16 protein-coding genes are annotated in these 21403 nt (G+C 69.7%); 5 read left to right on the plus strand and 11 right to left on the minus strand.

Annotated elements, in window-relative coordinates; genetic code table 11:
* The first annotated feature begins 130 nt into the window (after positions 1 to 130).
* Positions 131 to 2848 carry a preprotein translocase subunit SecA gene (gene secA, locus ACFWZ3_RS12665; protein WP_439708076.1) on the plus strand — a complete coding sequence of 906 codons (2718 nt, stop codon included), beginning with the start codon at positions 131 to 133 and terminating at the stop codon, positions 2846 to 2848.
* 228 nt (positions 2849 to 3076) lie between these two features.
* Here the strand turns inward: secA and ACFWZ3_RS12670 are convergent, their stop codons facing one another.
* The 9 genes from ACFWZ3_RS12670 to ACFWZ3_RS12710 all read right to left on the minus strand — a co-directional run bounded on the left by ACFWZ3_RS12670 (position 3077) and on the right by ACFWZ3_RS12710 (position 12354).
* On the minus strand, positions 3077 to 3928 hold the full coding sequence (locus ACFWZ3_RS12670; protein ID WP_439708077.1) for a symmetrical bis(5'-nucleosyl)-tetraphosphatase: 852 nt from the start codon (positions 3926 to 3928) through the stop codon (positions 3077 to 3079).
* A gap of 52 nt (positions 3929 to 3980) precedes the next feature.
* On the minus strand, positions 3981 to 4364 hold the full coding sequence (apaG, locus tag ACFWZ3_RS12675) for a Co2+/Mg2+ efflux protein ApaG (RefSeq protein ID WP_439708078.1): 384 nt from the start codon (positions 4362 to 4364) through the stop codon (positions 3981 to 3983).
* A gap of 48 nt (positions 4365 to 4412) precedes the next feature.
* Positions 4413 to 5195, minus strand: a complete 783-nt coding sequence (gene rsmA, locus ACFWZ3_RS12680) for a 16S rRNA (adenine(1518)-N(6)/adenine(1519)-N(6))-dimethyltransferase RsmA (protein WP_439708079.1) — start codon at positions 5193 to 5195, stop codon at positions 4413 to 4415.
* Positions 5196 to 5219: 24 nt separating this feature from the next.
* Entirely contained in the window at positions 5220 to 6212 is a 993-nt protein-coding gene (pdxA, locus tag ACFWZ3_RS12685; RefSeq protein ID WP_439708080.1) for a 4-hydroxythreonine-4-phosphate dehydrogenase PdxA, read from the minus strand.
* 8 nt (positions 6213 to 6220) lie between these two features.
* Entirely contained in the window at positions 6221 to 7573 is a 1353-nt protein-coding gene (locus tag ACFWZ3_RS12690) for a peptidylprolyl isomerase (RefSeq protein ID WP_439708081.1), read from the minus strand.
* 120 nt (positions 7574 to 7693) lie between these two features.
* Entirely contained in the window at positions 7694 to 10090 is a 2397-nt protein-coding gene (locus ACFWZ3_RS12695) for an LPS-assembly protein LptD (protein ID WP_439708082.1), read from the minus strand.
* A gap of 175 nt (positions 10091 to 10265) precedes the next feature.
* Positions 10266 to 11183: a histone deacetylase family protein gene (locus ACFWZ3_RS12700; RefSeq protein WP_439708114.1), complete on the minus strand. Its 918-nt coding sequence runs from the start codon at positions 11181 to 11183 to the stop codon at positions 10266 to 10268.
* Between the two features lie 11 nt (positions 11184 to 11194).
* The gene (locus ACFWZ3_RS12705) at positions 11195 to 11755 is read right to left on the minus strand and encodes a cob(I)yrinic acid a,c-diamide adenosyltransferase (RefSeq protein WP_439708083.1); all 561 of its coding nucleotides are present in this window, start codon (positions 11753 to 11755) and stop codon (positions 11195 to 11197) included.
* Positions 11755 to 12354: a hypothetical protein gene (locus tag ACFWZ3_RS12710; protein WP_439699902.1), complete on the minus strand. Its 600-nt coding sequence runs from the start codon at positions 12352 to 12354 to the stop codon at positions 11755 to 11757. Before ACFWZ3_RS12710 ends, ACFWZ3_RS12705 begins: the two co-directional genes overlap by 1 nt.
* A 109-nt stretch (positions 12355 to 12463) precedes the next feature.
* Between ACFWZ3_RS12710 and ubiH the strand changes: the two genes are divergently transcribed.
* The 3 genes from ubiH (at position 12464) to ACFWZ3_RS12725 (ending at position 15746) form a co-directional block, all read left to right on the plus strand.
* The gene (gene ubiH, locus ACFWZ3_RS12715) at positions 12464 to 13684 is read left to right on the plus strand and encodes a 2-octaprenyl-6-methoxyphenyl hydroxylase (protein ID WP_439708084.1); all 1221 of its coding nucleotides are present in this window, start codon (positions 12464 to 12466) and stop codon (positions 13682 to 13684) included.
* Complete coding sequence (locus ACFWZ3_RS12720) at positions 13681 to 14892, plus strand: UbiH/UbiF/VisC/COQ6 family ubiquinone biosynthesis hydroxylase (RefSeq protein ID WP_439708085.1); 1212 nt, start codon at positions 13681 to 13683, stop codon at positions 14890 to 14892. Before ubiH ends, ACFWZ3_RS12720 begins: the two co-directional genes overlap by 4 nt.
* A gap of 71 nt (positions 14893 to 14963) precedes the next feature.
* Entirely contained in the window at positions 14964 to 15746 is a 783-nt protein-coding gene (locus ACFWZ3_RS12725) for a dienelactone hydrolase family protein (RefSeq protein ID WP_439708086.1), read from the plus strand.
* Between the two features lie 88 nt (positions 15747 to 15834).
* Here the strand turns inward: ACFWZ3_RS12725 and ACFWZ3_RS12730 are convergent, their stop codons facing one another.
* Together ACFWZ3_RS12730 and ACFWZ3_RS12735 are read right to left on the minus strand one after the other, a co-directional pair.
* A complete protein-coding gene (locus ACFWZ3_RS12730; RefSeq protein WP_439708087.1) occupies positions 15835 to 18873 on the minus strand; it encodes a diguanylate cyclase in 3039 nt (1012 codons plus the stop codon).
* 93 nt (positions 18874 to 18966) lie between these two features.
* Complete coding sequence (locus ACFWZ3_RS12735) at positions 18967 to 19968, minus strand: polyprenyl synthetase family protein (protein ID WP_439708088.1); 1002 nt, start codon at positions 19966 to 19968, stop codon at positions 18967 to 18969.
* Positions 19969 to 20102: 134 nt separating this feature from the next.
* On the opposite strand from ACFWZ3_RS12735, the gene ACFWZ3_RS12740 reads away from it, so the two are divergent.
* A complete protein-coding gene (locus ACFWZ3_RS12740) occupies positions 20103 to 21323 on the plus strand; it encodes an MFS transporter (protein WP_439708089.1) in 1221 nt (406 codons plus the stop codon).
* Positions 21324 to 21403 lie beyond the last annotated feature (80 nt).

The raw sequence follows: 21403 nt of genomic DNA on the forward strand, positions 1-21403 counted from the left end.
CTTTTGCGGCGCCGGCCTCTTGAATCCCCCGCCCTTCGCCGCCATCCCGGCCCACTGGGGCGGCTGTAGTAACATGTCTCCTTTCGCCCGTGACCGCCGCGGGCCTTGAGCCTTCACTGACGGAAGATCGATGTTCAATCGTGCCCTGACCAGCCTTTTCGGCAGCCGCAACGAGCGTGTGCTGCGCCAGCTTTCCAAGACCGTCGCGCGGATCAACGCGCTGGAACCGGAGTTCGAGAAGCTGGACGACGCGGCGCTCAAGGCCAAGACCGGGGAGTTCAAGGAGCGCCTGGCCAAGGGCGAGACGCTCGACAAGCTGTTGCCCGAGGCCTTCGCCGTCGTCCGCGAAGGCGCCAAGCGCGTGCTGGGTATGCGCCACTACGACGTGCAGATGATCGGCGGCATGGTGCTGCACCAGGGCAAGATCGCCGAGATGCGCACCGGCGAGGGCAAGACCCTCGTGGGTACGTTGCCGGTCTATCTGAACGCCCTGGAAGGCAAGGGCGTGCACGTGGTCACCGTGAACGACTATCTGGCCCGCCGCGACTCGGCCCAGATGGGCAAGCTCTACAGCTTCCTGGGGCTGACCGTGGGCGTGGTCTATCCGGGCATGGACCACGGCGACAAGCACGCCGCATACGGCGCCGACATCACCTACGGCACCAACAACGAATTCGGCTTCGACTACCTGCGCGACAACATGGCGCTGTCGAAGGAGCAGCGCTATCAGCGCGGCCTCAACTACGCGATCGTGGACGAGGTCGACTCGATCCTGATCGACGAGGCGCGCACGCCGCTGATCATTTCCGGTCCGGCCGAGGACTCGCCGCAGCTCTACCTGGCGGTAAACCGCATCGTGCCGCAGATGAAGCGGCAGGAAACCGAGGACGGCGCGGGCGACTACTGGGTCGACGAGAAGCAGAAGCAGGTGCACCTGTCCGAAGCGGGCATGGCGCACGGCGAGGAATTGCTGCGCAAGGCCGGCGTGATCGATCCGGACAGTGGCCTGTACGACGCCCGCAACCTGGCGGTGGTGCATCACCTCAATGCCGCGCTGCGCGCCAACGCGATCTACCAGCGCGACGTCGACTACATCGTGCGCGACGGCGAGGTCATCATCGTCGACGAGTTCACTGGTCGCACGCTGGCCGGCCGCCGCTGGTCCGACGGCCTGCACCAGGCGGTCGAGGCGAAGGAAGGCGTGCCGATCCAGCGCGAGAACCAGACGCTGGCGACGGTGACGTTCCAGAACCTGTTCCGCATGTACAAGAAGCTGGCCGGCATGACCGGCACGGCAGACACCGAGGCGTACGAGTTCCAGACCATCTACGGCCTGGAGGTGGTGGTCATCCCCACCCACAAGCCGATGATCCGAAAGGACAACCTGGACATCGTGTTCCTGAGCCAGCAGGCCAAGTACCGCGCGGTGATCGAGGACATCAAGGACTGCCACAAGCGCGGCCAGCCGGTGCTGGTCGGCACCACCTCGATCGAAGTGTCCGAACTGCTGTCGGACCTGCTGACCAAGGCCAAGGTGCCGCACGAAGTGCTCAACGCCAAGCAGCACGAGCGCGAGGCGCAGATCGTGGCGCAGGCCGGCGCGCCAGGCTCGGTCACCATCGCCACCAACATGGCTGGCCGCGGTACCGACATCGTGCTCGGGGGCAGCCTGGAGGCCGCGCTCGCCGCGCTGCCCGAGGATGCCTCCGAGGTCGACCGCCAGCGCGTCAAGAGCGAATGGAAGAAGCGCCACGAACAGGTGCTTGCCGCCGGCGGCCTTCACATCATCGGCACCGAGCGGCACGAATCCCGCCGCATCGACAATCAGCTGCGCGGCCGTTCCGGTCGCCAGGGCGACCCGGGTTCCTCGCGCTTCTACCTGGCGCTGGAAGACAACCTGCTGCGCATCTTCGGCGGCGAGGGGCTGGTGCGCTGGATGAAGCGCTTCGGCATGAAGGAGGACGATCCGCTCGAGGAGCGCATGATCAGCCGCCAGATCGAGAAGGCCCAGCGCAAGGTCGAGCAGCACAACTTCGACATCCGCAAGCACCTGCTCGAATTCGACGACGTCGCCAACGACCAGCGCAAGGTGATCTATCGCCAGCGTGACGAGCTGCTCGAAGGCGAGGATGTCTCGGCCACCATCGCCGACATCCGCGAGGACGTGGTCGAGTCGATCGTCAATGCCCATGTGCCGCCGGACAGCATCGACGAGCAGTGGGACATCGCGGGCCTGGAACGTGCGCTGGACAGCGAGTTCGGCATCGCCACCGGCCTGAAGGCGTGGGTCGAGAAGCAGCACGAGCTGGATGCGGCGCAGATTCGCGACCACGTGCGCGAGGCGATGGACCAGGCGTTCAAGAACAAGGAGGCCCAGATCGGCGCCGAGACCATGCGCCAGCTCGAGAAGCACGTGATGCTGAGCGTGGTCGACAACGCCTGGAAGGAACACCTGGCCAGCATGGACTACCTGCGCCAGGGCATCTACCTGCGCGGCTACGCGCAGCAGGATCCCAAGCAGGCATTCAAGCGCGAGTCGTTCGAACTGTTTTCCGAGATGCTCAGCAGGATCAAGACCGAGGTCGTGCAGATGCTCGCCCGCGTGCGCATCCGCAGCGAGGAAGAGGTCGCCGCGATGGAGGCCGAGCAGCAGCGCCTGGCGGCGCGTCTGCAGCAGCAGATGCTCGCCAGCGGCGGCGGAGCTCCGGTCAATGCGCTGGGCAACGACGCCCCGTCGGCACCCGCGCCAGGCACGGTGCAGCACGAAGGTCCGAAGATCGGCCGCAACGATCCGTGTCCCTGCGGCTCGGGCAAGAAGTACAAGCACTGCCACGGCCAGCTGGCCTGAGGACAGTCCGGCGCGCCGATCTCACGTCGGCGCGCCCGGCTGTAGGAGCGCACCCTGCCCCGCCCGGGGGGCCGGCGCCCCCCCCGCCCCCCCCCCCCCCGGCCCCCCCCCCCGGCTGTAGGAGCGCACCCTGTGTGCGATCCGGGTAGGTGGTCGCGCACAGAGTGCGCTCCTACAGAGAGACCTACATCGTGACCACTGCGAGCGCCGGGTCACCTCGGGTGGTGGTCAGTCCCCGCCGCCCGATGGCCGCTTGCGGTGCGGCTCCGCATTCACCGTGATGTACTGCGGCTCCTCCCCGTCAAGCCGCAGCGCGGTCAGCTGGCCGCCCCACACGCAGCCGGTGTCGATCGCATACACGCCCAGTCCAGCGAAACGGCCCAGTGCGGACCAGTGCCCGCAGACCATCCTGACTTCCCGCCGGCGCATGCCCGGTACGGCGAACCACGGATAAAGCCCAGGCTTCTGCGTGCCCGGCACGCCCTTGGCCTCGAAGTCGATACGCCCGTTGACGTCGCAGTAGCGCATGCGCGTCATGGTGTTGATCGAGGCGCGGAAGCGCTCGATGCCCTGCAACCGGCTCGACCAGGCAGCCGGGCGATTCCCGAAGAGATTGCGCAACAGCCTCGGGTGGCGCGGGCTGGACAGCTCGCGCTCCACTTCCTGCGCCGCACGTAGCGCCTGGCGCAGCGTCCACGAGGGTGCCATGCCGGCGTGCACCATGCCCCAACCCAATGCCTCGTCGTGATGCAGCAGCTTCTGGTTGCGAAGCCACTCGAACAGCACCGGCGCGTCGTCCGCGAACAGCACCTCGCGCAGCTCCGGGTTGACCCGCGACTGCGCGTCGGGCTTGCGCTGGGCGATCGCCAGCAGGCTCAGGTCATGGTTGCCCAGCGTGACGACCACGTTCTCGCGCAGGCCGTGCAGCATGCGCAGTACCTGCAGCGACTCGCCGCCCCGGTTGACCAGGTCACCGCAGAACCACAGCTGGTCGCACGACGGGTCGAACCGCAATGTGTCGAGCAAACGCGAGAGCTCCGGATAGCAGCCCTGCACGTCGCCGATTGCATATGTCGCCATCAGAACTCGTCCGTCCGGTCCATCGCAGGCGAACCCTCGATAGTGCGTGCCATCAGTGCAGGGTGCGCGGTATGGACAGCGTGAACGGCGCGATCGGCGCCTCGAAGTGGGTGCCGTCGTCGGCGAGCATCTGGTAGCTGCCGCGCATCGTGCCCACGGCGGTGTCCAGCACCGCGCCTGAGCTGTACTGGTAACGGTCGCCCGGCCGCATCCACGGCTGGTCGCCGACCACGCCCTCGCCGCGCACCTCTTCCACCTTGCCGTTGGCGTCGGTGATCACCCAGTGGCGGGTGAGCAGCCGCGCGGGCACGTCGCCGGCGTTGTGCAGCGTCACGGTGTAGGCGAACACGTAGCGGTTGTCGTGCGGCTTGGATTGGTCGGGAACGAAACGGGTTTCGACCTGCACGTCGATCGTGTAGGAAGCTTTGGGATTCATGCGTCGATTGTACGGCCTGCGCGCGGGCGTGCGCGTGTAGGCGACGCGTCAGGCGGGGAGCTTGGCCAGCCGCACGAAATCGCCGGGCGCGAGGGTCTCGGCGCGCGTCTTCGGGTCGATGCCTGCGCTGGCGATGGCCGCGCTGTCGAGCAGGTTCTTCAGCCCGTTCGCGAGCGTCTTGCGCCGCTGCGCGAAGGCTGCCTTGACGATCGCGTGCAGGCGTTGCGGGTCGGCATCGTGGCGCTCGTGTTCAGCCAGCGGCACCAACCGTACGACCGCCGAATCGACCTTCGGCGGCGGACGGAACGCGCCGGGCGGCACGGTGAACAGCGGCTCGACCCGGCAGGCCAACTGCAGCATCACCGACAGGCGGCCATACACCTTGCTGCCCGGGTCCGCGGCCATGCGATCGACCACTTCCTTCTGCAGCATGAAGTGCATGTCTGCGATCGCGGCCGCATGGTCCACGCAGTGGAACAGGATCGGACTGGAGATGTAGTAGGGCAGGTTGCCGGCCAGGCGCACTCGCGGCACGCCGAGGCGTTGCGCCAGCGCGGTGAAGTCCACCTTGAGCACGTCGGCATGGACGATCTCCAGCGACCCGACGGTGCTCGCGCGCGCCTGCAGACCGGGAATCAGGTCGGTGTCCAGCTCGATCGCGGTGAGGCGGCCGGCGGCGGCCAGCAGCGGCAGCGTCAGCGCGCCTTCGCCCGGGCCGATTTCCACGACGCGGTCGTTGGCCTTGGGCGCGATCGCGCTGACGATGCGCTCGATGTAGCGCTTTTCGTGCAGGAAATGCTGGCCGAAGCTTTTCTTGGGGCGGGCGTTCATCGGATTTCTCGTAGACCTTTGGCTTCAACCGATCTTGTCGCGACGGCTTGCCATGTCCAGCGCCATCCGCGCCGCCGCGATCAGGCTGGATGGATCCGCGCGACCGGTTCCGGCCAGGTCCAGCGCGGTGCCGTGATCGACCGAGGTACGGATGAACGGCAGGCCGAGGGTCATGTTGACGGTGCGATCGAAAGCTTCGCTCTTGAGCACGGGCAGTGCCTGGTCGTGATACATCGCCAGCACGGCGTCGTAGCGTTCGCGCTGGGCGGGGACGAAGGCGGTGTCCGCTGGCAGGGGGCCGAGCAGGTACATGCCCTGCGCACGCAACCGCGCCAGCACGGGCTCGACCACGTCGATTTCCTCGCGGCCGAGGTGGCCACCTTCGCCGGCGTGAGGGTTGAGGCCGAGCACCGCGATGCGCGGCTCGGCCAGGCCGAACCGTGCCTTGAGCCCGGCATGCACGATGCGGAGCGTGCGTTCCAGCGATTCGGCGGTGATCGCCGCGGGCACCGCGTGCAGCGGCAGGTGCGTGGTGGCCAGGGCCACGCGCAACTCCGGGCTGGCCAGCATCATCACCACGTCGACGCCAGCGCGCTGGGCGAAAAACTCGGTATGGCCGCTGAAAGGAATGCCGGCGTCGTTGATCGAGGCCTTCTGCAAGGGCGCGGTAACCACGGCCGCGTAGCTGCCCGCGAGGCAGCCATCGGCCGCCTCAGCCAGCGTGGTCAGGACGTGGCGGGCATTGCGCGGGTCGGGCTGGCCAGGGTGCTCCTGTGCCACCAGCGGCACGTGCTGGACGCGCAGGCTACCCGGCACGTGCGCATGCGGCTGGCCGTCGTCTTCGAGCAGTTTCAGCGGCAGGCCGCAGCGGGCCGCTGCGCGCCGCAGCAAGTCGCGGTCGGTGATGGCGACGAGCCCGGCCGCAAATGGTGCCGATGCGAGCCGGACCAGCAGTTCGGGACCGACGCCGGCCGGCTCCCCGGCAGTCAGCGCCAGACGCGGCAGGCTGGCGTTCAAGGCACGGCTCAGCTCTTGTCCTGCGCGTCCGGGTCCTTCAGTTCCGGCACCAGGATGTTGACGTAGGCATCGGCGCGCAGCTGGCGCAGGAAGTCCTCGTACGCCTGCTCGGCCTTGCGGTTGCCGATCGCCTGGCGCGCCTGGTTGCGCTCGCTCTCGTCGGTCACGTCGCTCTTGCGAGTGCCTTCCAGCTGAACGATGTGCCAACCAGCCTCGCTCTGGAACGGCTGGGAGACCTCGCCGTCCTTCAGTTGCGAGAGTTGCTCGGCGATCGTGCTGCCCCACTGGTCGCGCTGGAACCAGCCCATGTCGCCGCCGGCATTGGCGGTGGTCGGGTCCTTGGAGTTTTCCTTCGCCAGCTTGGCGAAGTCCTCGTGCTTGTTGACGATGCGGTTGTACAGGTCCTGCGCCTTCTGCTGCGCCTGCTCGGGCGTCACCAGCTCGCTCGGCCGGATCAGGATCTGGCGGGCGTGGTACTCGGTGACGACCTGGCGGCTCGGCTCGCGCTGGTCGACCAGCTTGAGGATGTGAAAGCCGGTAGGCCCGCGCAGCGCGGCGCTGACCTGGCCAGGTTTCATGCCCGCGATGGTGTCGGCGAAGGCCGGCGGGATTTCGTCCATCTTGCGCCAGCCGAGGTCGCCGCCTTCCAGTGCGTCCTGCGCATCGGAATAGCGGATCGCCGCGGCGTTGAAGTCCATGCCGCCCTTGATCGCATCGAGCGCTTCCTGTGCCTTGGCCTGCGCCGCGTTGATGTCCTGCGCGGTACCGCCGGCCGGGATCGAGATCTGGATGTGCGCCAGATGCACTTCGCCGGCCTTGTAGGTCGGGCTGTTGAGCAGGTTGTTGATTTCGCTGTCGGTGATGTTGACCGAGTCGCGCACCACGCTCTCGTGCAGGCGCTGGACCATGATCTGGTCGACCAGTTGACCACGGAACGCGGCGAAACTCTGCCCGCTCTGTTCGACCGCCTGCTGCAGCTGCTCGGGGCTCATGCGGTTCTGTTGCGCAACCGTGGCCACCGCCTGGTCGACGTCCGAGTTGGAAACCCGGATGCCCTGCTCGCCGGCCTTGGCCACCTGCAGCTTCATCAGCACCAGGCGGTCGAGCACCTGACGCTTGAGCACGTCCTCCGGCGGCAGCCGGTCGGGCGTGCTGGCGTACTGCTGCCTGACCGAGCGTACGGCTTCGTCCAGTTCACTCTGCAGGATCACGTTGTCGTCGACCACCGCAATGATGCGGTCGAGCGGCTGCGTGCCCGAAGTCGTGGCGTCACCCTGCGCCTGGGGCAGCAACTGGGCCTGGACGGGCAGGACGGTGGCCGCGGCGAGCGCGAGGAGGAGCAACGCGGTGGGGTGCTTCATCGGTCGGAAACCTTCAATCGCCTGCGCGGCGATGGTTGGAGGGATCGGTGCCTTCAGGTCCGGTCGTGCCGGTCGACAACCGTGGATCGCAACGGCGGCGGAAAGTTCGCGGCCAAGCCGTTACTGATAGCCGAGAATACCACGCCGCAGCACGTCTTCCGCCTGGCCGTTGAAGGCGCCCAGGCCCTTGAAGACCAGCTCGAACATGACCGCGTTGTTGCTTTCACCTCGGTCGATGATCGGGCCGGAGGTGACCACGTAGTGACGTCCGACTAGCCGTACGGCGACACAGCAGCTGTCGTACTCCACACCGGCCAGGGCCTCGATTGTGCGCTGGTCGCGCACCGAATAGACCCAACGCGCGAGCAGCCGCCAGCGTTCGGAGATCGGGTAGATCGTCGAGGCGTCGTACTGCTCCACCAGATTGCGGCGAAAGCGGTAGGAGAAGTTGAAGATGCCATCCACACCGAGACGCCGCTGCAGCTCGAGCGTGCCCAGGTCGGTCTGGCGGGAGTTCGGGCTCCACTGGTAAGCGCTGTTGAGACGCCAGCGGTCATTCAACTGGACACCGAACTGGGCTACGTAATCCGAGCGCGTCCAGTCGGTCGGTGCCGCAGTGGTGACGGCACCGACGGGCAGTTGCACTCGCTGCGGTGCGAAGTAGTGGATCTGGCCGATGCTGGCAGACAACCTTTCCACGCCATCGTCATCGAGCAATCGGGTGGTCAGTGCCGCAGTAAGGTTGTTGGCGTCCATCTGGCGGTCGGCGCCGGAAAACTGGTTGGACGAGAACAGTTGCCAGTAGTCGAAGGACATGCGCCGCGTGTCGAACACGGGCAGATCGTCCTGGTTGCGGTAGGGCACGTACAGGTAGTAGAGCCTCGGCTCGAGCGTCTGCGTGTAAGAGGTGCCGAACAGCGATGCCTGGCGGTCGAAAATCAGGCCGGTGTCCAGACTGGCGATCGGCAGCGCCCGACTGGGCGTGCGGTCATCGAAGGGCGAAACCTGCCTTCCGCTCAGCTGGCCACGGTAGCCGAAGTCCTGGTAGTCGGCCTTGAGCTGGTAAGCGGTGTAGCGGTAGGCGAGTTTTGGGCGTACGAACCAGGCGGCGCCCCGAAAGTCCGCGGCCAGGTAGGGATACACATCTAGGCGATCGCCCTGGACCACCTCGTCCTTGCGGAAGGCCACCGCTTCGGTATCGGCGCCGAACTCGAGCCAGCGGTTGAGCGGGAGATCCAGCCCAAGTGTTGCCCGCGGCCAGCGCTTGTACTGGATGGTTCTATCGGGGAGATACGCGTCGACGTTCTGGTAACTGTCAGCGCCGAACGAGGCATCCCACCAATTGCCATGGCCGCGGACATAGCCGGTGGAGGTAAGAGTCCTCACGGCCGTGGCATATAGGTCGTTGCCGAAATCGCGCAGATACGCAGCGTCCGAGGCCCGGTTGATGGACGTGCTGAAGGACCATGGCCCCCAAAGCCGCGTCGCGTCGCTGTACTTGAGCAACCAGCGGTCGGCGCCCTTGGTGGGTACGCTTGCCGAGGTGTTCTCGCCATGGTCATTGGGCAGGTATTCGAAATTCAGCTGGCCACGCGTACGCGGCAGCAGGTAACGGAACTCGCCCGCCAGCATGGCGCCGCGCTGGGTGTAGATGCGCGGCTCGAGCGTAGCGTCGTAGTTCGGCGCCAGGTTGAGGTAGTAGGGAATCGAGAACATCGTTCCCGACCGGTTCGAACTGCCGAAGGTCGGGTACAGGAAGCCGCTCTTGCGCCGGTTGTCGACCGGGAAGGTGAAGTAGGGCAGGTACAGGAACGGCACGTCGGCAAAGCGCATGGTTGCGCTGTGGGCCTTGCCCACGCCCGTCGCCTTGTCGATCTCCAGGCTCCTGGCGCGCACTTCCCACAGGTGGTGGCCAACGTCGCAGGTAGAGTAGCTGACCAGGTTGTAGCGGCTGCGCTGGGCATCGAGCAGCTCGCCGCGCGCGGCGGTGCCGTTGCCGCGCGACTGCAGCAGCTGGTAACGCACGTTCTCGGCCACGCCACGGTTGGCCTGGGTGTTGCCGTGCAGGCGGTCGGCACTGAGCAGTTCGCCGGCCTCCTGGTAGCGCACGTTGCCCTGGGCGTCGTAGTCGGTGGTGGCGTCGTTGTAATCGATCTGGTCACCGCGCAGCAGCTGGTCGGCGCGCTCGATGCGCACATTGCCCGAGAGCCGGTAGACCGCCTGGTTGGAGCTGTCCACGTGGGCGGCGTCGACGACCGTGTCGGAGGTCTCGCGCCCCGAGGTGTCGCGCGGCAGCGTCGGGTCGTAGAACTCCAGCAGTGCGTTGGGCCGGCACAGCGCGAAGCTTTCCGGACGCGGCGGACAGTGGAACGCGCCGAGCGGGCAGCTCGATACGTCGGCGCCGGTGCTGGCTGGCGTGGCGGGTGCTGCGGCGTCGGATACCGCGGTCTGGGCCCCGGCCGGGCCACCGAACAGGGCGAGGGCGGCGGCGACCGCCAGCAGGCGGCGTGGGGGCAAGGCGCGCGGGATCGTGTGGCTCGGCGTCACGGTGGGCTGTCGGCGTTCGTCAGGACGCGTAAAACTAGCAGAAAGGGTGCATGGCCGGCAGGAAAGCCAGCGCCTGGCGCGCCGCAGGCTGGGCTTCAGCCCGCCGCCCCGCAGGCAGGCGGGGCTCGTCGCCGATACGTCCCGCTCAGGACATCAACGCCGCGACATGGGCGCTGGCGCTGGCAGCCAGGGCGTCGAGGTCGTAGCCGCCTTCGAGGGTCGAAACGACGCGTCCGGCCGCATGCACCCGGGCGATGTCCACTAGCCGCGCGGTCAGCCAGCCGTAGTCGTCGGCGTCCAGTCGCAGCTGTGCGAGCGGGTCCGCACGATGGCCATCGAAGCCGGCCGAGACCAGCAGCAGTTGCGGACGGAACGCGTCCAGCCGCGGCAGCAGCCGCTCCTCCCAGATCTGCCGGAAAGCACCCGAGCCGGTTTCCGGCGGCAGCGGGGCGTTGAGCAGGTTGCCCACGCCGGTTTCCTCCGCGCCACCGCTGCCGGGATAGAGCGGCGACTGGTGGCTGGAGACGAACAGCACGCGCGGCTCGCGCGCGAAGATGTCCTGCGTGCCGTTGCCGTGGTGCACGTCGAAGTCGGCGATCGCCACGCGCTCGATGCCATGCCCGGCCAGCGCGTGAGCCGCGCCGACCGCAACGTTGTTGAACAGGCAGAAGCCCATCGCCTGGTCGGCCGTCGCGTGGTGGCCGGGCGGGCGCACGGCGCAGAACGCGCGGCTGGCCCGTTCGTTGAGGACGGCATCGACCGCGGCGGCCACGGCGCCGGCAGCGCGCAGTGCCGCCTCGGCCGAGGCCGGCGACATCAGCGTGTCTTCGTCGAGGCGGATCAGCCCGTCCGCGGGGGCGCTGGCAAGGATGCGTGCGACGTAGGCAGGATGGTGCACGCGCTCGAGTGCCTCGATGCTCGCGCGCGGCGCCTCGATACGGTCGAGCGCGGCGAAACGGTCGCGGTCCAATGCCGCCAGCACCGTGCGCAGGCGTGCGGGGGACTCGGGATGGCCGGGGCCGGGGGCGTGCTGCAGGCAGACCGGATGGGTGTAGAGCCGCAGCATCGAAGGAATCAGCCGCGCGGGCGCCGCTCGTGCTGCCAGATCACCTCGCCGTGCCCGCCGGCACGGGCCAGCACGCGGCAGATCACGAACAGCAGGTCCGACAGCCGGTTGAGGTAGCGCTGCGCCTGCGGGCGCACGGCCTCCTCGCGGGCCAGTGCGATGACCTCGCGCTCGGCGCGGCGGCACACGGTGCGTGCCAGGTGGCCGCAGGCCGCGGCCATGCCGCCGCCAGGCAGGATGAAATCCTTCAGCGGCGGCAACGGCTCGTTGAAGCCGTCGAGTACTGATTCCAGTCGCGCAATGTCGGCGTCCTGGACCATGGCCATGCCGGGGATGCACAGCTCGCCGCCCAGGTCGAACAGTTCGTGCTGGACCTGGGTCAGCGCCTCGCGCACGTCCGGCGGGACGCCGTCACAGGCGAGCACCATGCCGATCGTGCTGTTGAGTTCGTCCACCGTGCCGTAGGCGGCCACGCGGGCCGAATCCTTCGGCACGCGCGAACCGTCGCCCAGGCCGGTGCTGCCGTCGTCGCCGGTGCGCGTGTAGATCTTCGACAGGCGGTTGCCCATCAGTGCGCCTGGCCTTCGTGGGCCAGTGCGCGGGTCAGCTGGGTTGCCAGCACGTGCACCACGGCGCCCAGTCCGACGTACAGCGCGGTCACCTGCAGGAACGGCAGGTACCAGTCCCCCATGTTCTCGAACCAGGCCGCCATGCTGCGCGGCGCCGGCACGCTGTCGCTCAGCCAGTAGAAGCTTCCGTTGGAGACCACGAAGCAGGCCGCCTCGCTGACCAGCAGCGCGGCCACGGCCAGACCCGCGGTGGAAAGCTTCAGGCCGGCCTGGCGGCGGGCCAGCCAGCTGCCGCCCAGCCACAGCGCGCCGTAGGCGGCCACGAGGAACCAGTACGCCGGCGAGACGCAGTAGTGGCTCCAGAAGTCGAGGCCCTGGCCGGTGATCACCAGGTAGTCGACCAGCACGGCCTCGGCCATCAGCAGCGGGAACGCCCAGCGCCCGGCGCCGCGCAGCCAGAAGCCAGCCAGGAAGAACACGCCCCAGGACGCATCCGGGAACGCCTCGAAGTGGTGGGTGTGCACCGCGCCGCGGGTAATGGCCATCACCAGGGCGAGTGCCAGAAAGATGCCGAGGCGCTGGGTTCGCGTCATAGCCATGAGGTGCTCCGTATGCAGGCGGCGTGGGAATGAAAGCAGGACGGGCTAGTTTAGCCGAAGCCCGTCCGGGCCATGCGACGCCTGCGTGTTCGGCCGTATCATCCGCGCCATGACAGTCCTCCCCTCCCCACGCGGGCCCGTGCTGATCGTCGGCGGCGGCCTGGTCGGCGCCAGCCTGGCGATCGCGCTGGATGCGGCCGGTGTCGATGCGATGCTGGTCGAAGCCGCCGCGCCGCGCGTCGATGCGCAGCCGAGCTACGACGAACGCAACCTGGCGCTGGCGCGCGCCACCGTCAATGGACTGGAGGCGATCGGTGTGTGGAAACACGCCCGGGAAGGCGCCACGGCCATCGAGCACATCCATGTCAGCCGCGCGGGTGAATTCGGCAGTGCGCGGCTTGAGGCGAGCGATGCCGGCGTCGATGCTCTGGGTTGGACCCTGCCGGCGCGCGAACTGGGCGCGGCGCTGCTGCGCCGGCTGGAGGAATGCACGCGTCTGCAACGGCTCGCTCCGGCCAAGCTGGAGGCGCTCGAACCGGTCGCCGATGGTTGGCGCGCACAGGTGCGCACCGCCGAGGGCGTGCGACAGATCGACACGCCGCTGCTGGTCGGCGCCGACGGCACCCATTCGTTTGTGCGCGAGCAACTGGGCATCGCCGCGGATGCCTACGATTACGGGCAGACGCTGTTCGTCTGCACCGTCACCCCCGAACGCGAGCACGGCCATCGCGCGTACGAGCGCTTTGGCGACGAAGGCCCGGTCGCCCTGTTGCCATTGGCCGGTCGCCGCTGTGGCCTGGTGCTTACCGTGCCGGGGTCGCAGGCGGAGGCGGTGGCGGCGATGGACGATGCAGACTACCTGGCGCTCGCGCAGCGCCGTTTCGGCTGGCGGCTGGGCCGCCTCGGCCGTCCGGGCCAGCGCTTTCCCTACGCGATCCAGCGCGTCGCCGCCAACCGTCTTACCGGACCACGCGCGGTGCTGGTCGGCAACGCGGCGCAGACCGTGCACCCGATCGGCGCGCAGGGCTTCAACCTGGGCCTGCGCGACGCGCTGACCCTGGCCGAGCTCGTGGCCGCCGCGGCCGACCCTGGCGACGAGCGCCTGCTCGCCACCTACGCGGCTCGCCGCGCTCCGGACCGCGACGGCACCATGGCGATGAGTCATGGGCTGGTGCAGCTGGCCTGCCTGCCCCAACCCTGGCTCGGTCCGCTGCGCTCGCTGGCGCTGCTGGCCTGCGACCGCCTGCCGCCATTGAAGGATGCGGTACTTCGGCGCGGCATGGGCTTCCGCGGCGAGCCGCCGCAGGCCGTGCTGGAGCGCTCACCGTGAACGCGCGGCTCACCGAAGCGCGCCGGCGGGCGCCGCTGCTCGACGTGGCGGTGGTCGGTGGCGGCATGGTCGGCGCCGCGACGGCGCTGGCGCTGGCCCGCGCCGGTTTCGCCACGGCGCTGCTGGAAGCACGCCCGCCGACGCCCTGGCACGCCCAGGACGAGGTCGACCTGCGCGTGGTCGGGCTGGCGTCTTCGTCGGTCGCGTTGCTCGATGAGCTGGACGTCTGGGCATCCATCCGCGATCGCCGTGCCGCCTCGTACGGACGGATGCACGTGTGGGATGCGTGCACCGGCGCCGCAGTCGACTTCGATGCCACTGCCGAGGGCCGCGCCTGGCTGGGCTGGATCGTCGAGAACAACCTGGTGCAGTGGACGTTGTGGCAGGCGCTTGAAGCAGCGGGCGTGCAGCGGCTGTGCCCGGCGCAGGTGACCGGCTACGAGGCGCGCGAGGATCGCGTGCTGCTGCAGCTGGAGGCCGCCGCGACCGCCAGCCTGTCCGCGCGCCTGCTGGTCGCCGCCGACGGCGCCGGCTCGCCGCTGCGCCGGTTGGCCGGGCTGGATACGCACGGCCGCGACTACGGCCAGCGGGGCGTCGTCGCGCATGTCACTACCGAACGCCCGCACCAGCACACCGCGTGGCAGCGCTTCCTGCCCGGCGGGCCGCTGGCGCTGCTGCCACTGGCCGACGGGCGCAGCTCGATCGTGTGGTCGCTGCCCGAGGCGGAGGCGCAACGCGTGCTGGCGCTGGACAATGCCGCCTTCTGCGCCGAGCTCGGCGTGGCCAGCGATTTCCGCCTCGGCCCGGTGCTCGCGACCACCCGCCGCGCCGCCTTCCCGCTCAGGCTGCAACTGGCCGACCGCTACCAGGCCGAGCGCCTGGTGCTGCTGGGCGATGCGGCGCACGCGGTGCATCCGCTGGCCGGGCAGGGCGTGAACCTGGGCCTGCGCGACGTGGCCGAGCTACGCGACACGCTGGTAGCCGCGCGCGAAGCCGGCCGCGACATTGCCGCGCCGCATGTGCTGCGCCGCTACGCGCGCCGCCGGCGCAGCGCCGACACGCTCGACGCGTGGAGCTTCGATGCGTTGGGCCGCATCTACGCCTGGCAGGCGCCGCCGCTGGTCGCGGCGCGTGCGCTGGGCGTACGGCTGGTCGACCGGCTGGCGCCGCTCAAGCGCCGCCTGGCCGCACACGCCGCCGGCCGATGATTCCACGCCGCGGCCGGACGCCGCGGAGGACCCGGCGCGGAGCGCCACGTCACCCCACCGGAGCCGTCGCCATGCGTCGCATCCTGTTCGCCCTGCTTTCGCTTCCCCTGGCCTTCGCCGCCCAGGCGAAGATGGTGCATCGGTCGGTCGAGTGGACCGATGGCGGCACCCGCTTCCACAGCGTGCTGGTCTACGACGACGCGGGTGCCGGCAAGCGCCCGGGCCTGGTGATGGTGCCCAACTGGTACGGGGTGAACGACCAGGCCATCAGGAAGGCCGAGATGATCGCCGGCAAGCAGTATGTGATCCTGCTCACCGACATGTACGGGCAGGACGTTCGCCCGACCAGCAACGACGAGGCGAAGGCCGCGGTACAACCGCTCTACGCCGACCGCGGGCTGATGCGCCACCGCGTGAACACGGCACTGGCGCAACTGAAGGCCCAGGCCGGCACCGCGCCGCTGGACACCGGCAAGCTCGCCGCGATCGGCTTCTGCTTCGGTGGCTCGGCGGTGCTGGACCTCGCCCGCAGCGGCGCCGACGTCGCCGCGGTGGTGTCCTTCCATGGCGCCCTGGCGGTCGGCAAGCCGGCGCTGCCGGACCACTTCAAGGCGCGCGTGCTCGCCATGAACGGGGCCGACGACAAGGGCACCATGCCCGATGCCGGCGCGTTCATGGACGAGATGCGCGCCAGCGCGGCCGACTGGCAGTTCGTGGTGCTCGGCAACGCGGTGCATTGCTTCACCGAAGTCGGCGAGAACGCACCCGGCTGCAAGTACGACGCCCGCGCCGCCGCGCGCAGCTATCGCATGATGCACGACTGGCTGGACGCGGCGTTTGCCGATCGGCCGTAGTCGGCCCACGTAGGGTGGGCTTCAGCCCACCAGCCCGTCTTTGGGAGCGAGCGGTGGGCTGAAGCCCACCCTACGGTGCTCGCGCAGCTTACGAGGCCGCGACGCGGTTGCGGCCATCCCGCTTGGCCCGGTACAGCCGCGCATCGGCGCGCGCGATCAGCTCGTGCGTGCGTTCGCCGGGCTTGAGTTGCGCGGCCCCGATGCTGGCGGTCAGGCGCAGGCAATGGTCGCCATGGTCGACCTCCAGGGTTGCGATTGCCGAACGCATCGCTTCGGCGCGCTGGGCGGCCGTGGCGAGGTCCGCACCCTGCATCACCACCATCAGTTCCTCGCCGCCGTAGCGGCCGAGTCGGTCGTCCTTGCGGCACAGCGCGGCGACACGCTGTGCCGCGCTTCGAAGCGCGGCATCGCCGGCCTGGTGGCCGTGGGTGTCGTTGAGCGCCTTGAACGCGTCCAGGTCGAGCATCAGGATCGACAGCGGCGCGCCCGTGCGCTGCGCGGTCTCGTGTGCGAGTTCGAGCTGGCGCATCAGCTCGCGCCGGTTGAGCAGGCCGGTCAGCTCGTCGACGCTGGCCAGCCGGTTGAGCCGCTCGTTGGCTTCCTGCAATTCGTGCGTGCGCTCCTGCACCAGTTGCGCAAGGCGGTCGGCACGGGCGAGCAGGTAGCGCGTGCGCAGGCGTACCAGCAGGTAGACCAGCGCCACGCCGAGCAGGCCCAGCACGATGCGCACCCAGCCCCGTTCGTACCAGCGGCCACGTACTTCCAGCGCGATCACGTCCTGCACGGTGCGTGCGTGCAGTCCGGGGATGTCCCCCTGCAGCCACAGGCGGTAGTTGCCGCCGGGCAGATTCGTGTACGCCGCCGATGGCGGCACGCCGGCCTCCAGTTCGGTCCATTGGGCGTCGAAGCCCTCCAGCCGGTAGCGGTAACGCACGTCGTCGGTGGCGGTGTAGTCGAGCAGGGCGAAGCCCAGCCGCAGGGCGTGCACGTTGTCCAGCGGCAGTGGACGCCGTGCGGTCGGCAGCGCGGCGTAAGGCAGCGGCTTGCCATCGCGCAGTGCCGCGGTCACGGCCAGTGGCGCATCCGACTGGCGTGGCCGCACCTGCGGCGTGGGTTCGATCACGGTGAGTCCGCTGAGCCCACCGAACAGCAGCTCGCCGGAGGGGCCCAGCGCGGCGGTGCGGTGGTTGTAGAAGCGCGCGCCGAGTCCGTCGCGTGCGCCCAGCAAGCGGATCCGGCCGGTCGCCGGTTCGTACACGGCCAGGCCGTTGGCAGTGGCGATCCACAGCCGGCCAAGGCGGTCGGCGAGCACGCTGGCGACGTTGTCGCTGCCCAGGCCGTCGCTGCCGCGCAGCACGGTGAAGCGGTAGCCGTGCGGGCCCGGCGGTGTCGCCGGCGTGGCGGCCAGCCCGCCGTACGTGCCGACCCAGATGCGCCCGCCCAGCTCGACCACGGAGCCGGCGTAGTTCTGCGGCAGGCTGCCCGGGTTGCCATCCTCGTGCACGAGGTTTTCGAACCCGCCTGCATCCGGTCGAAGGATGCTGATGCCGCCGCTGGTGGCGATCCACACACTGCCGTCGGACAGCACGGCGATGTTGCGCACCTGGTCGTCGACCAGACTGCGCGGGTCGCCCGGTTCGTGCTGGTAGTGCGTGACGTGTCCCGTGCGGTCGATTCGGTAGAGGCCGTCGTAGGTGCCCACCAGCAACTCGTCGCGCCAGGTGCGCAGGGCAAGGATCGGCCGCGTGTCGAGGCCGTCGAGCGGCCACGGGCGGATCGCCAGCGACACCGGGTCGATCGTGACCAGCCCGCGCGCTCCGGCCACGATGCGCCCGTCCGGCAGCGTGTCGATCGCGCGCACGTCCTGGTCCTGCTGCGCGCCGTCCAGGGTCAGCAGGCGGATCTGGCCGCTGGCCGGATCGACACGCGCGAGGCGGCCGCGGTTGAAGCCGAGCCAGATCGCGCCCTGGCGGTCGGTATGGACGCTGCGCACGTTCTCGTCGAGGGTGGCGTCCTGGCGACCGAACAGCGCCAGCCCGTCCAGCGTGTGCACGATGGTCGGACGCGTGTCGCAGCGCGAGGCGTCGATCTCGGTGGCCGCCCACAGGCCATTGGAGCGGTCCAGGAACAGCGCCCGCACGATGTTGCCGCCCAGCGAGCCCGGGCGCGCATTGTCGTGGCGCAGGCTGTCCAGCGTACCGTGGTGGGGGTCGTACACGGCCACGCCCACGCCATCGGTGGCGATCCACAACCGGCCGTCCGGCGCTGCCAGCAGGTCGCGGATGGTGCGGTGCTGGATCGCCGGCGCGTCGCCATCGAGCCCGGGCGGCACGCGCGCGTGGCCCTGGCGGTCGATCACCGCCACGCCGCGGGTGCCGCTGCCCACCCACAGGTTGCCGGCCGCATCCTCGCGAAGCGCCCAGATGTCCTCGTCCAGTACCGGCCTGGCCGCGGCATCGTCGCCGTGGAAGCGCACGAAATGCGTCGTGCTGGCGCGCCGCAGGTACAGGCCTTCGCCGCTGCCCACCCACAGGTTGCCGCGCCGGTCCTGGCGCACGGCGAACACCGCCACGTCCGCCGGCAGGCCGGCGTCGGGCGATGGCCGCTCGATCGTTCGTAGGTCGTTGCGCAGGTGGCTGAGCCCGTTCTGTCCGCCGACCCAGAAACCGCCCGCGCCGTCGGGGACCAGGGTGAGGACGTGCGGACCGGTGCCGTGGGCCGGCGAGGCGTCGTAGGTGGAGAAGCGGTTGTCGCGCGGGTCGAAGCGGGCCAGCCCGCCGGCCGAGGTGCCGACGATCAGGCTGCCGTCGGGCGCGGCCTGCAACGCGCGGATGTAGTTGTCCGGCAGGCCGCCGGGGCCGGACTGGCGGAACACCTGCATGCGGTAGCCGTCGTAGCGCACCAGCCCGCCGAAGGTGCCGATCCAGATCAGGCCGTCGCGGTCCTGCGCGAACGCGGTGGTGGTGGCGTGCGGCAGGCCCGCGCGCACGGTGAGGTGCTCGAAGGCCAGGCTGTCCCAGTGTGACCAGTCGGCGGCCGGGGCCGCGGCGATGGTCGTCGCGGGCAGCAGCAGCGCCAGCCCCAGCAGCGCGAGGGCGAGCCAACGGAGGGGGCGTGAGGAGAGCATCGGGGCCGTCATCGGCCGAAGCGCGGACGGCTTGAACACCGGCGCCGGGCGCGGCCCGCGAAAGCGGTCGGCCAGGCGCGCGGCACGGGCGGCTTAGGCGCTGCGCTCGACCGCGTAGGCGGCCAGTGCATCCAGCGCCTCGCGATAGGGCGTGGCGGGCAGCACCGCCAGCGCGGCGCGGGCGGCCTCGGCGTGCGCCACGGCGCGCTCGTGCGTGCGTTCCAGCGCACCACTGCGGCGGATGGTGGCGAGCACGCGGTCCAGCGCGGTGAGGTCGCCATGTTCGATGGCCTGGCGCATCGCCTGCGTTTCGTCGGCCGTGGCCTGCTTCAGGGCGTAGATCACCGGCAGCGTCGGCTTGCCTTCGGCCAGGTCGTCGCCGATGTTCTTGCCCAGGGTGTCGGCGTCGCTGGTGTAGTCGAGCAGGTCGTCGGCGATCTGGAAGGCGTAGCCCAGTTCCATGCCGTAGCGGCGCAGCGCGGCGACCTGGTCGGCCGGCAGGCCGCCGAGCAGGCCGCCCAGTTCGGTGGCGGCGGCGAACAGCACCGCGGTCTTGCGCTCGATCACCGCCAGGTACGCCGCTTCGTCGACGTCGGCATTGCCGATGTTGAGCAGCTGCAGCACCTCGCCCTCGGCGATGGTGTTGGTGGTATCGGCCAGGATGCGCATCACGCGCATGTCGTCCAGCTCGACCATCAGTTGGAACGAGCGCGAGTAGAGGAAGTCGCCGACCAGCACGCTGGCGGCGTTGCCCCACAGCGCGTTGGCGGTCTTGCGGCCACGACGCAGGTCGGACTCGTCGACCACGTCGTCGTGCAGCAGGGTAGAGGTATGGATGAATTCGATCACCGCGGCCAGCTTGATGTGCTGCGCGCCCGCGTAGCCGGCGGCGCCGGCGGCCAGCACGTGCAGCATCGGGCGCAGGCGCTTGCCGCCGCCAGCGATGATGTGGTCGGCGATCTGGTTGATCAGCACCACGTCGGAGGCCAGCCGCGCACGGATCAGCGCGTCCACGCGCTGCATGTCGGCGGCGGCCAGTTCGCGCACGGCGGCGAAGTCGGCGGTTCGGCTGGCGTCGGCGGGCATCGGTTGCATGGGTGTCCGGGTGGCAAGACGGGCGATTATAGGGCCAGCTCTGCCGTGTGCGGCGGCGCGACATGGCGCCGCAACCGGGCATTCCGAGGCGATCCTTATAATGGGCCGATGACTTCCCGCCCGTTCCCCTCCCGGTGAGCAAGCTCTCGCCCCTCGAGCGCCGCAGTGCGCTGACCCTGGCCTGTGTCATCAGCCTGCGCCTGTTCGGGCTGTTCCTGATCATGCCGGTGTTCTCGCTCTACGCGAAGCAGATGCCCGACGCCAGCGGCCTGCTGATCGGCCTGGCGCTGGGCGTGTACGGGCTGGGCCAGGTGCTGCTGCAGATCCCGCTGGGCCTTTTGTCGGACCGGATCGGGCGCAAGCCGGCGATCACGATCGGCCTGCTGATCTTTGCCGTCGGCGGGCTGGTCGCGGCGATGTCGCACACGCTGATGGGGATCGTGCTCGGCCGCGCGCTGCAGGGCATGGGCGCGGTGGCCGGCGCCGGCACCGCGCTGGCCGCCGACCTCACCCGCGAAGACCAGCGCGGCAAGGTGATGGGCATCATCGGCGTGTCGATCGGCGTGGCGTTCCTGCTGGCGCTGATCCTGGGACCGCCGCTGGAGGCGGTGGCCGGGTTGCCCGGGCTGTTCGGCGCCACCTCGATACTGGCACTGGCCTCGCTGGTGCTGCTGTGGCTGATCGTGCCCACGCCGCAGCGCGCGCAGGCGCCCGCCGCAGCGAGCCTCGGCGGCGTGCTGGCGATGCTGCGCGATGGCCGGTTGCTGGTGCTCAACGGCTCGGTGTTCTTCCTGCACCTGCTGCTGACGGCGAGCTTCGTCGGCCTGCCACTGCTGCTGGCCGAGCGGCTGCACCTGCCGGTGGAGCGGCACTGGGAGCTGTACCTGCCGGCGATGACGATCGCCGCGCTGGTGATGGGCTCGGCCATGCACCGCATGAAGGAGATCGGCCAGAGCCTGCGCATTGTGCTGGTGTGCGTGGCGGCCATCGGGCTGGCGTTGCTCGGCTTTGCGCAGTCAGGCGGGCATCTGGCCTGGCTCGGCGTGTCGGCGGCGGCGTTCTTCTCGGCGTTCAACCTGCTGGAAGCGGCACTGCCCAGCCTGGTGTCGCGGCTGGCGCCAGCGCACCTGCGCGGCGCGGCGATGGGTGCGTACTCGACCAGCCAGTTCGTCGGCGCCTTCGTCGGCGGCGCCATCGGCGGTATCGCGCTGGGCCGGCTGGGCGTGAGCGGCGTGTTCCTGTGCGCGGCGGCGACCACGCTGCTGTGGTTGCCGCTGGTGGCGTTCGGTGCCCGGCGCATCGCCGCGCGCAGCGCCGCCGAACAGGCGGCCGCCGCCGCAAGCCCGGGGCAGTAGGGCGCCGGCCGCAGCCCTTTCGGCCGCTTCCGGCCCGCCGGTTGCCCGGGATTGCGCCACACCGTGGCCGCCCCCATGTG

Source organism: Frateuria sp. GZRR35 (genome assembly GCF_051900415.1).
Lineage (GTDB): Bacteria > Pseudomonadota > Gammaproteobacteria > Xanthomonadales > Rhodanobacteraceae > Frateuria_A.

What these genes read in the sequence shown, in the direction of transcription:
- ACFWZ3_RS12710 (WP_439699902.1), bottom strand. Translation starts at nt 12,354, where the DNA reads ATGGCTATGACGCGAACCCAGCGCCTCGGCATCTTTCTGGCACTCGCC.
- ubiH (WP_439708084.1), top strand. Translation starts at nt 12,464, where the DNA reads ATGACAGTCCTCCCCTCCCCACGCGGGCCCGTGCTGATCGTCGGCGGC.
- ACFWZ3_RS12735 (WP_439708088.1), bottom strand. Translation starts at nt 19,968, where the DNA reads ATGCAACCGATGCCCGCCGACGCCAGCCGAACCGCCGACTTCGCCGCC.
- rsmA (WP_439708079.1), bottom strand. Translation starts at nt 5,195, where the DNA reads ATGAACGCCCGCCCCAAGAAAAGCTTCGGCCAGCATTTCCTGCACGAA.
- ACFWZ3_RS12725 (WP_439708086.1), top strand. Translation starts at nt 14,964, where the DNA reads ATGCGTCGCATCCTGTTCGCCCTGCTTTCGCTTCCCCTGGCCTTCGCC.
- secA (WP_439708076.1), top strand. Translation starts at nt 131, where the DNA reads ATGTTCAATCGTGCCCTGACCAGCCTTTTCGGCAGCCGCAACGAGCGT.
- ACFWZ3_RS12670 (WP_439708077.1), bottom strand. Translation starts at nt 3,928, where the DNA reads ATGGCGACATATGCAATCGGCGACGTGCAGGGCTGCTATCCGGAGCTC.
- ACFWZ3_RS12690 (WP_439708081.1), bottom strand. Translation starts at nt 7,573, where the DNA reads ATGAAGCACCCCACCGCGTTGCTCCTCCTCGCGCTCGCCGCGGCCACC.
- ACFWZ3_RS12705 (WP_439708083.1), bottom strand. Translation starts at nt 11,755, where the DNA reads ATGGGCAACCGCCTGTCGAAGATCTACACGCGCACCGGCGACGACGGC.
- apaG (WP_439708078.1), bottom strand. Translation starts at nt 4,364, where the DNA reads ATGAATCCCAAAGCTTCCTACACGATCGACGTGCAGGTCGAAACCCGT.
- ACFWZ3_RS12730 (WP_439708087.1), bottom strand. Translation starts at nt 18,873, where the DNA reads ATGCTCTCCTCACGCCCCCTCCGTTGGCTCGCCCTCGCGCTGCTGGGG.